Raw genomic sequence first — 14,119 nt, 5'->3', positions numbered from 1 at the left:
GAAATCTCATCTGATTATTATAGCATTCTGAGGTATTTAAGGCATTGAAGTATTGCGTTTTTCAGTGTCCACCGTGCTCGGTTCCACTTTTTCACGACTTAAAACGTCCTTGGCTTTTTCTGCAAACAGTTGCCCTGCAGTTTTAGGAATATAATGAGAAATAAGTTCTTTTAATTTGCGAAATAAACTATTGAAAATACCCTGATGACGATGCTCCTTAAGCAGAGTCGTACTTTTATTCAGCTCGCGTCCCAAATTGCCTAAGGTGGCTGGTTCAGGCTTTTGAAGAGTAATTCCGCGAAGCCTGTTTACTGCATCCAGCTTTTTCTTTAATAATGGTGGATTTTTCTCGGAATGCTCATTTTCATTAACACAGTCTTTTAATAAATGGCTTTTATACTGATGAGTCAAGTGACTAAATTTAAGCAGGGTTTCAGCCGTTTTTAAAAGCGCTGCTGGTTTTTCGGTTTGTTTTAATTCCAAAGCGGCATTGCCGACTATTGAAATGATATCAAGACGCTCTTCTTCACTGCCGGCCTTTTTTAAATAGTTTATTTGTAAGGATTCAAGCGCCTGTTGATGGGCATGAACAATTGCAATCTTATCCAGTCCTGCCCGGCCATCAGGAAATGTGGAATTATATTCAAACCAGATTGGATTATTCTTGAATAGACTTTGCTTCAGTTTTTCCGCGTTGGGAGAGGACTTCAATTTGTTCCATAATTCCAGCTTTTCATGATGCAATTGCAACTGGGTCTGCATCATCCCTTGCGGGCTCAGATAATATTCATGCAGTTTTAAAAGGTAGCGGCGGTTTTCCTCTGTATCGCTAAAATCATCATCCAGAATATGTGCCGCAATCTCAGGAGCAGCATAAATAAGCGAACAAGCCAGATAATCTCTTACTTTGAGAAGGGGCGGCTGTTTTTGCACTACAACGGGATGACTGCCAATGACCGAATGATCGCGGGCTGAATTCTTTTCCGGGGCAATCTTAACGGCAGCTTTTAACACTGGCTGGATGCCCTGTGGAATACTGCGCTGGTGTATCTGCTGTTTAGCCAGCTCAGCATCGTTTACACTGACAATATCAAGCATTCCGCCTTTCGCAAAACCGGGACGTTTTTTATCAGCAGTTAATGGCATACCCTTTAAGTTATTTTTATAGGTGGAAGTCCTGGATTGCTGCTGATTTCCAAGAGGCGCCATGACAAGTTCCTGCATCCCCGGTTCGGCATTATATTGCCAGGGATTGGTGGAACCTGATACTCCAGCACTCTCAGATAAGTAATTGCGCGTATTGGCATCATAGCCATTCGCCACCATATCAGGGGTTTTCCTGCATAAGTCATCCCAGGTATCCGCATGAAACTTGCGAGTCTTATGAAGATTTATCCAGTCCTTGGCTCTGGCTGCTTCGTTAAATGCATCGAGATGCGCATTGCTGAGGCTTAAATAAAATTCCTGACCATCTTTACGAAGCTGAAGTGCGGTGTGGGTTCCGCCTTTATTATATCCCTTATCCATTCTGCCTTCACCGCGGCGAGCTATCTGCGTCTCACTATGCACTATCTCTACCTGGGGCTTTCGAACAATTATGGTCGCCATACCCGTTTGACTGTGAAACTGCGTGTCCAGCTTGGTGTGAGTAACCATCTTTTCAGCGAAATCAATCTCAAGAGGAGTGGGAAAGGCCTGACGAAGCTGCTGGTAGGTTTTGTCAAAATTAAGCTCCTGGCAGTGCAAGACAATCAGGTCAACATCGGACATTTCTCTAGTCAATTGTTCAACTGCAAGTCTGCCTGGCGTATCGTTTCCGCAATTGAGCGTAAAGGTTTTCAGAGTTAAGGACATGGCGATTCATTGATTGGAAGATCATTTTAATTATAGTGTACGCAGTCCCTCGCGTATTCTATTACTTTCTGATAATGATGCGATTTTCTACGGTTTTAACGCCATTGACTCTTGAGGCAATTTGCTCAGCTACATCGGCCTGGCGTATTTTTTTAACATATCCACTTAAAGTTACCACGCCGTGATCACTGCTTACCTGTATAGGTGCATCAGCCAGAATTTCATTTTCGCTAAAGGAGGTTCTTACAGCATTGCTGATTTGTTCATCACCATTGACAGCAAACGACTGGCCGTAACTGTTAAAACCAGACATGGACTGACAACCTGCCAGCAGACTGAGAGACAATAAGGGGATACAGAGTTTTTTCATGGAATTCTCCTGTTACAGACTAAATCTGAGCGATTTCAGCTCAGATTATTAATAAATGCGCTACTATAGTAATAGAATAGGGGCGTTGACAAGCTTTTATTGAAACAGATTAAATTGTCTGTTTGCTTAATTTCTTTTAAAATACCGCTTTATATTTTTGAGCAACTCATGTCCGATTTTTACGAAGACTTCAATAAACGCCGAACTTTTGCAATCATTTCGCATCCTGACGCTGGAAAAACAACGGTTACTGAAAAACTGTTGCTATTCGGAGGTGCCATTCAGCTTGCAGGTACAGTAAAGGGACGCAAGGCTGATCGCCATGCGACGTCTGACTGGATGGAAATGGAAAAGGAGAGGGGGATTTCGATTACTACCTCGGTCATGCAATTTGTTCATAATGAACATGTAATTAACCTGCTGGATACGCCAGGACACGAGGATTTCTCTGAGGATACGTATCGAACCCTGACTGCTGTTGACTCGGCTTTAATGGTAATCGATGTGGCCAAGGGGGTTGAGGATCGCACGGTAAAATTAATGGAAGTTTGCCGCCTTCGTGATACGCCGATTATGACCTTTATCAATAAACTGGACCGTGAGGGACGAGAACCCATTTCTTTACTGGATGAGGTGGAATCTGTTCTTGGGATTCAGTGTGCTCCTGTCACCTGGCCTGTCGGCATGGGTAAGCGCTTTAAAGGCATTTACCATTTATATGAAGATGCAGTTTATCTCTATCAGTCAGGAAAAAATGCCCAGAAACAAGAGGCGACACGCATTCAGGGACTCGACAATCCTGAACTGGATGAAGTATTAGGAAGTGTTGCTCAGGAGCTGCGAGATGAAATTGAATTGGTTAAAGGCGCTTCTCATGAGTTTGATTTGCAAAAATACCTTGCTGGCCGCCTGACGCCTGTTTATTTTGGTTCAGCCATTAACAATTTTGGTATTAAAGAATTACTGGACGATTTTGCAGCCAATGCGCCGGGTCCTCGCCCACGAGAGGCTCTGGAACGGGAAGTGTCACCTGACGAGGAAGCCTTCAGCGGATTTGTATTTAAAATTCAGGCGAATATGGATCCTAAACATCGGGATCGCATTGCCTTTTTACGAATTTGCTCAGGCCAATTCAATAAAGGAATGAAATTAAGTCATTTGCGCATTGGCAAGGAAATTCAGATTTCCAATGCCCTAACGTTTATGGCGGGTGATCGATCTCATGCTGAACTTGCAATGGCTGGCGATATTATCGGCTTGCATAATCATGGCACAATAAGGATTGGCGATACCTTTACGCAGGGAGAACAATTGAAATTTACCGGTATTCCCAATTTCGCTCCCGAGCTGTTTCGTCTGGTGCGTTTAAAAGATCCTTTAAAAAGCAAGGCCTTGCTGAAAGGATTGATTGAGTTGTCCGAAGAGGGCGCGACCCAGGTATTCCGACCGTTAAACAGCAATCAATTGATTCTTGGAGCAGTTGGTATACTTCAGTTTGATGTGGTCGCTCATCGGCTGAAAAATGAATATAAAGTCGACTGCGTATACGAATCCGTCAATGTGAGCTGTGCCCGCTGGGTTTATTCAGATGACGATAAGGCTATGGCTGAATTTAAAACAAAAGCCTATGATTATCTAGCGCTAGATGGCAGCGATTCATTGATGTATCTGGCTCCTACTCGAGTCAACCTGACTATGGCGCAGGAGCGCTACCCCAAAATTCAATTCACGGCAACCCGAGAACATTAATAGTTCTGATGCGCTGCACAAACACAGCGCATCAGGTTTTAACCCGCACTTAAATGCCTTCCGATTTGCCATACAAGCAAAATAACTGTATCTTAGTTTCCAATTTTATCACTGTGGAGATCTTTAATGTTTCAAAAAATTGGTATGTTCTGTGTTGGTGCCTTACTTGGTGCTCAGGCTTTCGCTGCTAATTATCCTCTGGCTCCCTTCACCACTATCGAATACGATTTAGTACCGAACAAACCTGAAGTTCTTACTAATTTTACTTTATTCACTATCAAAGCAGAATGTGAATTACAAACCGCTGAACCAGCCGCTATCCTTCGTGTCTTTATGAAAAAGCGCTCTGGTACTATTAATGACATGCCAATTAGTGAAGGCGATGAAACAGCGCTGCTCGTTGAAAATGGAAAAACTTTACGCTTGACCGCTGTCTCAGCTGCTGTAGTGGAACTGGAAAATAAAGGGAATGAAATAGTTCATGCCAAATGTAGAACGGTGAAGTAAAACACCTGCCTGCTTACCGCGGCTTGGCCGCAGTAAGCAGGCATTTGCAAAGTAGACGATTAAATCTCTGCCAGCGATTTGGCAATCGATTCCGTCATCACTTTAGCATCTCCGAAGAGCATATAGGTATTGTCACGGAAGAAGAGATCATTTTCCACGCCCGCATAGCCAGCATTTAAGCTTCTTTTCACGAACAACACCGTTTTGGCTTTTTCAACTTCCAATACCGGCATGCCATAAATCGGTGAACTGGGATCAGTTTTAGCCGCCGGGTTGGTAATATCATTGGCACCAATCACAAATGCGACATCCGCGGTTCCAAAATCACGATTGATTTCGCTTTGCTCAAACACGCGATCATAGGGAATATTAGCTTCTGCCAATAACACATTCATATGACCAGGCATACGACCTGCGACAGGGTGAATCGCAAACCGAACGCGAATGTCTTTCTTTTCGAGCGCATCAACCAGCTCCTTCACTGCATGTTGCGCATGCGCTACGGCCATACCATATCCGGGAACGATAATAACGTCCTTGGCATTGCTAAGCAGGAAGGCGGCATCTTCACCATTGGCCTGATGAACTTGCTGATTGCCATTTAATCCACTGGCATGCGCTACCGCACTGCTTCCCTGAATCCCGCCAAAGATGACGTTGATGATCGAACGATTCATGCCTACACACATGATATAACTCAGAATGGCCCCGCTGGCACCTACCAGTGCGCCGGTGATAACCAGCAGATGGTTACTCAGGGTAAATCCAATTCCTGCCGCAGCCCATCCGGAATAAGAATTTAACATGGAGATAACTACAGGCATATCGGCGCCGCCAATGGGCATTATCAATAAAAATCCAAGTGCAAAAGATAATAAGGCGAGCAGGCTAAATACCCAGAATGCCTGAGTCATCACGAAATGGATTAATAAGGCAAGAATGGCAATTCCAAGTAAGAGATTCACTAATTTCTGGCCGGGATATTTCAAGGGTTGGCCGGACATTAAGCCCTGAAGCTTGAGAAATGCGATAATCGAACCGGAAAAAGTAATCGCTCCAATGATTAGCCCAAGGCTCATTTCGATTAAGCTGGAGGTATGAATTTCTCCCGGCTCTCCGATATTAAAAGCAGCTGGAGACAAAAAGGCACAGAATGCGACCAGAACCGCGGCCAAACCCACCAGAGAGTGAAAACCGGCCACTAGCTGAGGTATCGCAGTCATATTAATCTTGAGCGCGATAAACGTTCCGACTATTCCGCCTGCAATAATCAGGCCGATAAGCAAGAGGTGATGATTTATAACAGGCATCATCAGAGTCGCGCCAATTGCCAGCGCCATCCCGAATATACCCAGCAAGTTACCTCGGCGGGAAGTTGACGGACTAGCCAGACCCTTTAGGGCCAGAATAAAACAGACAGCGGCAATCAAATAGAAAAATGAAATCATTGTCGTCATGACGGGACCATCCATTAAATTATTTTTTATACATACGCAGCATGCGTTGCGTAACTACGAAACCGCCAAAAATATTGATTGCGGTGATGAAAATACCCAGACCTCCCAGCCAGCCGACACTTCCGCCAAGATGTGTTCCAGTGGCTATAAGCGCTCCGAGAATAATAATACTCGAAATGGCATTTGTAACCGACATAAGCGGTGTGTGCAGCGCGGGAGTAACTTTCCATACGACGTAATAGCCGACAAAGCAGGCCAGAACAAAAATAGTGAGTGTAGCGACGTAGGGGTTGTTAATAAAAACGGCACTAGGCATTTTGAGCCTCCTTCGTGGATTGAAATGGCATATAGGCACCCTGATGACATAGCAAGGCCTGTTTCATAATTTCATCCTGATCATTAAATGACAAGGAGCCTGGTTTATCAGCCATCAGGCGAATCAGATTAAGGACATTGTTTGCATACAGTTCACTGGCTGTCGCCGGTACGAGGCCGGCCATATTGCTGATTCCGACGATGCTGACGTCATTCACTTTGACAACCTGATCTTTTTGACTGCCCTCACAATTGCCGCCTCGGGAGGTAGCCAGATCCACTATAACGGAGCCTTTTTTCATATGGGCGACAGTAGCTGTTTTAATAAGAACAGGCGCTTGTTTTCCGGGGATTAACGCGGTGCAGACGACAATATCAGCCATTTTGGCATACTTATCTATCAATTCTGCCTGGCGTATTTTGTATTCTTCACTCATCTCACGAGCATAGCCGCCGCTGGTCTCCGCATCAGAATCATCGCTGACTTCAATAAATTCAGCACCAAGGCTTTCTACCTGTTCTTTAGCTGCTCGACGAACGTCAAAGGCATAAACGACGGCACCAAGCCGCTTGGCTGTGGCAATCGCCTGCAAGCCGGCAACCCCTGCACCAAGAATCAATACTTTTGCAGGGTGAATCATTCCGGCAGCAGTCATCATCATCGGAATGGCTCGATGATAATATTGTACCGCTTCAAGAATAGCGCGGTAGCCTGCCAGATTAGCCTGTGACGAGAGACTATCCATGCTTTGAGCACGGCTGATTCGTGGAATCAGATTCATGGAGAACAGGCTCATTTGTTGCTGAGAAGCCCAGCTGATCACTTCGCTATTGGCCTGATTATCATAGGGTCCGACAATGAGAGAATTGGTTGGCAGGCCCACCATTTCCGCAGGAGGCAATTCACTGACACAAACCAGAATTTTAGTCTGTTGCAGCAGCTCCTGGCGGTTAGCGATAATCCTGGCTCCAGCCTGAATGTAATCATCATCGGTAAACCCGGCAGCAGCGCCGGCGTTGCTTTCGCAGCAAACTTCTAATTCAAGCTTGTTGTAATGTTTGACGACACTGGGAGTAATCGCTACTCGCGTATCATGGCTGTTTTCATTTAAAGCGGTAATTATCATAGTAAAGATCCTTTTTACCAGCAGTATTGAAGTCTCTCAATTTTGGAGCATATCCCAGGCAATTGAGCAGTCAGAAACTATTCCTCTTTGATGATACTCGATTTTGCTATGGGTTGACAGAATCATGGCAAAATTTGAGTTTGCAGTTTTATTTGAGTTTCGATAAAGTAGGCGCCAATGGAAGTCCAAACTCAACCTTATGGAAATTCTTTGTTTTTATGCAGGGATTGCGTTTTTCTATACGCATTCTCCCTATGCGGTATTATTTATGCTCATTGGCTTATTATTCAAGGCAAGCCGATGGGTGCTGCTTTGGTTTATTGTGGCTATTTTATGGTCATTAATACATCAATGGTGGGTTGCCGAGCAGGGTATTCCTAACACTGACCTGATAGCCAAAGCGACAGTGCGTGGAAAAGTCGTATCAATTCCTTCCGTATCTGAGGAAAAAGCTCAGTTTCAGTTTCTAATAAGTGAGCTGAATGGAAAAAAAGCCAGCGCTTATGCCATGTTATCCTGTTATCAGCATTGCCCTGAAATAACCACCGGCCAGTATTGGCAATTCGATGTCAAATTAAAAAAGCCACAGCCGCCGGGTAATCCTGGAGCAATTAATTATCGTCAGACTTTGCAGGCTCGTCATATTCACTGGACAGGTTATTTAAAAAATAAAAATCATAAGTTGCTTCGGGATGAATCAAAATCCTCAAGCGTTTTAAATCTGCGCTTCTACCTGTCCGCATTAATCCAGAAATATCTGAATGATCCTGTCAGTGCCGGGATCGTACAAGCCTTGACACTGGGAGTGACAAATCATATTGACAAAGCGGAATGGGAGCTATTTCGTCGCACTGGAACTACGCATTTGATGGTCATATCCGGGGCACATATCGGCTTGGTTGCAGGGCTTATCTATAGCTTATGCCGATGGATTTGGACACGGTTTCCTGGTTTATGTCTTTATCGGCCTGCCCAGCAGGCTGGAAGTATTGGCGGTATTCTGGCGGCTTTGGTTTATTCCTTATTGGCAGGCTTTGCAGTACCCGCGCAACGATCGCTCATCGCCTGCACCCTGATGTTAAGCAAAAATTTTGGCAGGCAACGATTTACCGGCTGGCAGACCTGGCGTTATGCGCTGCTGATTGTTTTGCTTATTGAACCGCATGCCGTGTTATTACCCGGCTTTTATCTATCCTTTATCGCGGTGGCTACTTTGATTTCTACCAGTCAGCGAATCAGCCATTTGAGAGGCTTGAAAAAAATAATGGCCTTACAAATTGCCTGTTTGCTTGGCTTGATGCCATTGACACTATTCTGGTTTTCTTATGGCGCAATCAATGGATTACTAGCTAATCTGATTGCTATTCCCCTGGTTGGTTATGCAATCGTCCCTTTAGGATTGCTCGGCGTCTTGCTACTGCTTTGTTTTAAAACGGCCGTGGTTTTATGGCCGGTTATCAGTGTAATTCATCTGCTGATGTGGTATTTGCACACTATTAATTCTTTGGCATGGATGAATTTTGAGTTTGGTCTTAATAATATACTGCAACTGTTTGCCTTGAGTCTCGCCGTCAGCCTCGCGGTGTTTCTACCAGATAAAAAGCTGATTCTGGCCTTGAGCCTCTTTGTAGTCTGCACAATATTTCCTTACTATCCCAAAGTAAAAGAGGGTGATTTTATTTTGGATGTACTGGATGTGGGGCAGGGCTTATCGGTTGTGCTAAGAACAGCCAATCATATCCTTGTATACGATACCGGCATGAAGTTTTATCATGGAAGCGATATGGCAGAGCTCGCTATAAACCCTTATCTTCGTACAATTGGCATTAAGAAAATTGATAAAGTTGTCATTTCTCATCCTGACCTGGATCACCGCGGCGGCCTTCCCAGCCTGGAAAAACGCTTTCCTGTCGGCGAGTTAATTGTCGATAATGTAAAATTTTACAAACGCGGCAAGAACTGCCATCTCTATCCTGATTGGGAATGGGATGGCATTCACTTTCATTTCTTTCCCATACAACAAACGTTCAGAGATAAGAACAATTCATCCTGCGTATTGCAAATAAGCAATCGCAATCGAACTATGTTACTGACCGGAGATATTGAAAAAAGAGCGGAAAATTATTTAACAGGAACCTATGGAAAACAATTGGCAGCGGATTTATTGGTCGTTGCTCATCACGGCAGTAAGACGTCCTCCACGGAAGAGTTTATTGAGCAGGTTCAGCCCCGGTTCGCAGTAATTTCTGCCGGTTTTGATAACCGCTATCATTTTCCACATCCGCAAACCTTGCTTACTTTAAAGAAGGCCGGAGCCATTATTTATAATACCATTAATTGCGGAATGCTTGAGTGGAATGATGCAGAAATGCCAGTTTGCTATCGGAAAGAGGAACTTTTATTTAGCAAAAATTCCTCTTCATAACACACTATACCGTTAAAGCATGGCTTCTAACGAATTCAGTTTCCCAGGAAGTAATATCATTTCGCAGTAATGTCGTGTTCTGAAATTGTTCGTGCCAAACCAAAGGAAGTCTGGGTTTGGTCATTTTATCAATATATCGATCCAAATCATTTAAATAACTTTTGACATCAGCAATAGGAATTTCGCTTAATTTGTTAAATTCGTAAGTTTTAAAGATGACTGAGGCAAGCGCTGAATTGGCTATCTTTTCCTCATTACCCTTATATTCGGCATCAATTTTGATCAACGCATAAATACAGGCACCAGTGATGACGCGAGCCAGAAAAGCTTCTTTTTTATCATGGCGGTCAAGCTTGTCATCCTGTGACATGTCCGGAGTAATTTTGAATTCTTCATCCAAATTACCATAACCGCCTTTATTGGCCTCAATGCCATTTGCCAGGGCCTCAATAAAGTAAGTATCTTGTTTACGTTTTTTATTATCTGTTTTGCCGAAAGCCCATCTGGTGATGAAGCTACGATTGTCATCTCTTTGAGAGCGCTCTTCTGCATATACTTCGGAAATGCTTTTTGTTCGAGAGATAAGAGTGGCTAACTTTGGAATATTAAATGGCATAATAACCTCACTGTTAAAAAATACCAGACGGACTGTGTATAGTTTTCCTTCACAGTTACCACATTATGGAAATAGTGCTTTATAGTCAAGTTTTATCGGTGGATGAGTCAAAAAACAGGACGCAGCGTGTTAATAATTGACAATTTAATGGACATATTGTATCATGCGCCAACTTTATGCTGACTGGTAAAATAGAATGCGAGTGGTTTTTTTTCTGCTGGGTTGTTGTCTTTTTTTCAATTCCACATATGCAGCACAGGAAAACTGCGAGCAACAACAGTGTATAGCCATTGTTGATGCGGGAAGCACTGGATCGCGCTTGCATGTCTACTCCTATGATTTGGAAGGTAAAACTCCGGTGAATATCACCGAGCGATATTCCAAAAAAATCAAACCCGGTTTAGCAACCATCGAAGCCAACGAACCGACCGTAGATGCCTACCTGACTACTCTTTTTTCCGGCGCCCCGGCTTATCAGATTCCTGTTTATTTCTACTCCACAGCGGGCATGCGCTTGCTGCCACAGCCTAAACAACAGCAGATGAATAATTTAGTGCAGCAATGGTTTACCAATCAAAGTCAATGGCAACTTGTCGAAGCAAAAACCATCACTGGTACGGACGAAGGAATGTATGGCTGGCTGGCAATCAATTATCAGCTCGATACGTTAAAGAACGACAGCGAAACTGTAGGTACAATGGATATGGGGGGCGCCTCGGTACAAATCGTTTTTCCGGTGAGTGCATCCTCAGAGACAGACAGCAAGGATATTCGCGAGCTTGATATATACGGACGCCACTTCAAATTGTTCATTCACAGTTTTCTGGGCTTAGGACAAACTGAAGTCACCCACCAGTTTCTCGATGATTCAGTATGTTTTGCGAATGACTATCAAATGCCCGCAGGTGAAAAAGGGCAGGGCGACGCCTATGTGTGCGAAGGAGAAATATCAAGCCTGATGAATGCAGTGCATCACGTAAACCGCGTAGTTCAACCTGCTCTTCAAGCCAACCCAGTAAAAAACTGGTATGTAATGGGCGGCCTGGTTGATTTGGCAAAAAGCCAGCCATTCAACTACACTGAACAAGAATTCAACAATCAATCCCTGCTCGATGAAGCCAATTCTCAAATATGCCAACAACAATGGGGCTCCTTAAACAGCCAGTTCCCAGGCAATGAATACCTATACGGCTACTGCTTATTTCCAGCGTATTACTACGCCCTGATGGTAGACGGATACGGCCTGAACTCCCAACAACCCCTTCACTATCTAAGCGCCGACAAATCCAGCGATTGGACCATCGGAGTAGTCCTGCAACAACCCCAACAGGGCTCGCAAACCGCTTTAAATTAAGTAATAATTATCTGAATGCCGTTGTAGCTCAGTCGGTAGAGCAATTGATTCGTAATCAATAGGCCTGCGGTTCGATTCCGCACAACGGCATTGTAGAATCAATGAGTTACGAATAAAAATTAAAATTTTAAATATCTTGGGTACACTTTGGGGTACACTTACTAAGTTTTGTAAAAAGGTTTTAGCTATACGAGCTAGTTCAGAGGATATTTCTCTATAATGGATCATAGATTGCCCATGGAACGCTTTAATAAAGAGTCTTACTTGGATGGAGTAGGCGTTATCCTATTTGAGATTACGAATTGCAAACGTCAAATTTTAACTTGGATTAATATTGGTAGATTTAGTAAAAACAAAACTGATAATGAGATTAATAACTTTAATGGTTGGTGCCAGTATACTATTTTTAAATCGATAGTAATTGACGCGTTTAAAATCTACACGCATGCTAATAACTATATAAGGACTTAAACTTTCGGACCACTCTTGCTTGGTCAGTTCTAGCAGACCCTCACTTTTGTAGACACTCCACCAAGCATGGCCATAAATGGCGGCAAAGCGTCGAAACAGAGTATCAATGCGCGGATCATTGCAAGGAGGCATGTTGGATGTCTTCTTCATCGAAGTCGAAGCTGGCGTTTCCACAGGATTCCCAGAAGATATCAATTGCAGATTTTTTTCTAACGTTTGTTTTAGGTTTTGCATCGTTACACTCCTTTGTCGTAACCGGGATAAGCTCATCAGTCCAGCAGCGTTGGGTTAGCCAATTGGCGGGATATTTCCAAGGTGGAAGCCAGGCGCCTGTTAATTCTTGCGCATCGCGGTTTTTAAGCTGTGCTTGCAGGGCCGCGATGATGGTGTTGAGTTGGCTCTCGTTAGGATTAAGTTCTTGAAACGCTTCCCAGGCTTTTTGCTTTGAATTTTTCAGTGGATAAAGCGACCAAAATTTTTCAAATGCCGCTAATAAATATATATAATTATTATCTTTAAGAGGTGTGCCGGCTTTTGCCTGGTTCGCTATGACGGCTTTTGCTAGCTCATCCTCTCTTAGCCCTTTATTTTCAAGGCTTTTGGCGTTTTGAAATAAGACGGCCTGCTGTGACGGGTTTATGACGGCTTTATTTTGGACAGAATAATCCCTTAAAGCTAAAAGACAGTTTAAAATTAAGCGAAGATCGGTCGATTGAATAGAAATTAATCCAGCTTGTTCAAGACCTGCAACAGCACGTCGTAATTGTGCACGCGAGAAACTACAGCCTTTAACACCTGGTCTTGGCTCAATATACAATTGTTCCGCCAAAGACTGATAACTAATCCCACGCTCTACACCAACCATGCCTGTTTTCCTGTTCATGTAAGGCCTAATGCCTCGTAAGTAAAGCAACTGCTGGCAATGGGACAACCCATACAAAGCATCCAATTCCGCATCATTAATAACAAAATCCATTTTTACTCAGGTTCCTGTTTAAGTTGTTTGCCAATTCGTGTATCATGGCATGGATTAATAAATGACAAATATCAAATCGAGCTTTAATGCACGAAATGAGTAGTTAAAAATTAAATTTAACACATATTGAGAATCAGTCAATATCTGTTATCATCTTTTTTACATGGAATAAATTTGAGTTTTTTATGAACATCAAAGAAAAAATAGGCCAACGGATAAAACAGGAACGCATAAGCAAAGGACTCACTCGCAAAGCCCTTTCTGAGCTAACAGAGAATTTAAAAATTTCTCGTATTAATAATTACGAACGTGGTGAACGCACGCCAGGACCTGAAGAGATCAAGCAATTAGCGCAGGCCCTAGAGGTATCAGCCGCTTTTTTGATGTGCTTATCTGATGATAAACAGGGAAGAGCAAAAAAGAACTCGCATTTCGGCGCACTGATTCCTATTCTTGATTTCCAACAAGCTTGTAACGCTGAAGTCGCTATAGAAAACATCAGACAAAACCATAATTCCGAAACGCAAAAATTTATTCCAGTTGCTGCTAATTCCAGCGAACATTTAAGTGGTAATGCTTTTGCGTTAGAAATAAACGATGACAGCATGGCTCCAGAATTTCGTGTTAACGATAAAGTAATTATTGATCCTGAAAACTTTCCAAAACCAGGTGATTTTGTTGCCGCTAAACTAGATGAGGACAATGCAGTAATTATTCGTAAATACAAACAATTATCAACTTCTAAAACTGCTCCAGAATTTGAGCTAATTGCTTTAAATAATAATTGGGCGAATGTACAAATAACCGATGAAGTTTCAGCAAAAATAATTGGGACCATCATTTATTTAAATCGTATCATTAAAGCTTAATGATGAGACTTTTTAACATACGCTTTTGA

The 14,119-nt window shown here is 43.1% G+C and carries 13 protein-coding genes and 1 tRNA gene; 6 read left to right on the top strand and 8 right to left on the bottom strand.

Features of this window, described 5'->3' with window-relative positions:
* Window positions 1-36: 36 nt before the first annotated feature.
* Window positions 37-1,854, bottom strand: coding sequence for a hypothetical protein (locus tag B1207_RS01155; RefSeq protein WP_112218168.1), 1,818 nt, complete (start codon window positions 1,852-1,854; stop codon window positions 37-39).
* Between the two features lie 61 nt (window positions 1,855-1,915).
* Window positions 1,916-2,224: a BON domain-containing protein gene (locus B1207_RS01150; protein ID WP_112218167.1), complete on the bottom strand. Its 309-nt coding sequence runs from the start codon at window positions 2,222-2,224 to the stop codon at window positions 1,916-1,918.
* A gap of 168 nt (window positions 2,225-2,392) precedes the next feature.
* Between B1207_RS01150 and B1207_RS01145 the strand changes: the two genes are divergently transcribed.
* Together B1207_RS01145 and B1207_RS01140 are read left to right on the top strand one after the other, a co-directional pair.
* Window positions 2,393-3,973 carry a peptide chain release factor 3 gene (locus tag B1207_RS01145; RefSeq protein WP_112218166.1) on the top strand — a complete coding sequence of 527 codons (1,581 nt, stop codon included), beginning with the start codon at window positions 2,393-2,395 and terminating at the stop codon, window positions 3,971-3,973.
* Window positions 3,974-4,099: 126 nt separating this feature from the next.
* Window positions 4,100-4,480, top strand: coding sequence for a hypothetical protein (locus B1207_RS01140; RefSeq protein WP_112218165.1), 381 nt, complete (start codon window positions 4,100-4,102; stop codon window positions 4,478-4,480).
* Window positions 4,481-4,539: 59 nt separating this feature from the next.
* On the opposite strand, the gene B1207_RS01135 is transcribed toward B1207_RS01140, so the two are convergent.
* Genes B1207_RS01135 through B1207_RS01125 form a run of 3 tightly spaced genes read right to left on the bottom strand, consistent with a single transcriptional unit; the run spans window position 4,540 to window position 7,379 of the window.
* On the bottom strand, window positions 4,540-5,937 hold the full coding sequence (locus tag B1207_RS01135) for an NAD(P)(+) transhydrogenase (Re/Si-specific) subunit beta (RefSeq protein ID WP_112218164.1): 1,398 nt from the start codon (window positions 5,935-5,937) through the stop codon (window positions 4,540-4,542).
* Window positions 5,938-5,956: 19 nt separating this feature from the next.
* Window positions 5,957-6,253: a proton-translocating transhydrogenase family protein gene (locus B1207_RS01130; RefSeq protein ID WP_058509017.1), complete on the bottom strand. Its 297-nt coding sequence runs from the start codon at window positions 6,251-6,253 to the stop codon at window positions 5,957-5,959.
* Window positions 6,246-7,379 carry an NAD(P) transhydrogenase subunit alpha gene (locus tag B1207_RS01125; protein ID WP_112218163.1) on the bottom strand — a complete coding sequence of 378 codons (1,134 nt, stop codon included), beginning with the start codon at window positions 7,377-7,379 and terminating at the stop codon, window positions 6,246-6,248. The genes B1207_RS01130 and B1207_RS01125 overlap by 8 nt, the downstream gene beginning before the upstream one ends.
* Window positions 7,380-7,578: 199 nt before the next feature.
* On the opposite strand from B1207_RS01125, the gene B1207_RS01120 reads away from it, so the two are divergent.
* The gene (locus B1207_RS01120) at window positions 7,579-9,804 is read left to right on the top strand and encodes a DNA internalization-related competence protein ComEC/Rec2 (RefSeq protein WP_112218162.1); all 2,226 of its coding nucleotides are present in this window, start codon (window positions 7,579-7,581) and stop codon (window positions 9,802-9,804) included.
* Between the two features lie 4 nt (window positions 9,805-9,808).
* On the opposite strand, the gene B1207_RS01115 is transcribed toward B1207_RS01120, so the two are convergent.
* A complete protein-coding gene (locus B1207_RS01115; RefSeq protein ID WP_112218161.1) occupies window positions 9,809-10,420 on the bottom strand; it encodes a hypothetical protein in 612 nt (203 codons plus the stop codon).
* A gap of 196 nt (window positions 10,421-10,616) precedes the next feature.
* Here B1207_RS01115 and B1207_RS01110 point away from each other — a divergent pair, with 196 nt between their 5' ends.
* Both B1207_RS01110 and B1207_RS01105 read left to right on the top strand, forming a co-directional pair.
* On the top strand, window positions 10,617-11,774 hold the full coding sequence (locus tag B1207_RS01110) for a multidrug DMT transporter permease (RefSeq protein ID WP_112218160.1): 1,158 nt from the start codon (window positions 10,617-10,619) through the stop codon (window positions 11,772-11,774).
* Window positions 11,775-11,791: 17 nt separating this feature from the next.
* Window positions 11,792-11,864, top strand: a tRNA-Thr gene (locus B1207_RS01105).
* A 228-nt stretch (window positions 11,865-12,092) separates the two neighbouring features.
* On the opposite strand, the gene B1207_RS01100 is transcribed toward B1207_RS01105, so the two are convergent.
* A complete protein-coding gene (locus B1207_RS01100) occupies window positions 12,093-12,377 on the bottom strand; it encodes a hypothetical protein (protein WP_112218159.1) in 285 nt (94 codons plus the stop codon).
* The gene (locus tag B1207_RS01095) at window positions 12,361-13,128 is read right to left on the bottom strand and encodes a hypothetical protein (RefSeq protein ID WP_253255751.1); all 768 of its coding nucleotides are present in this window, start codon (window positions 13,126-13,128) and stop codon (window positions 12,361-12,363) included. Before B1207_RS01095 ends, B1207_RS01100 begins: the two co-directional genes overlap by 17 nt.
* Before the next feature lie 278 nt (window positions 13,129-13,406).
* On the opposite strand from B1207_RS01095, the gene B1207_RS01090 reads away from it, so the two are divergent.
* On the top strand, window positions 13,407-14,090 hold the full coding sequence (locus tag B1207_RS01090) for a helix-turn-helix domain-containing protein (protein ID WP_112218157.1): 684 nt from the start codon (window positions 13,407-13,409) through the stop codon (window positions 14,088-14,090).
* The last annotated feature ends 29 nt before the right edge of the window (window positions 14,091-14,119 follow it).

Source organism: Legionella quinlivanii (assembly GCF_003265995.1).
Taxonomy (GTDB): domain Bacteria; phylum Pseudomonadota; class Gammaproteobacteria; order Legionellales; family Legionellaceae; genus Legionella_C; species Legionella_C quinlivanii_A.
Note: the sequence above shows the minus strand (reverse complement) of the source record. Positions and strands in the feature narration are given on the sequence as shown.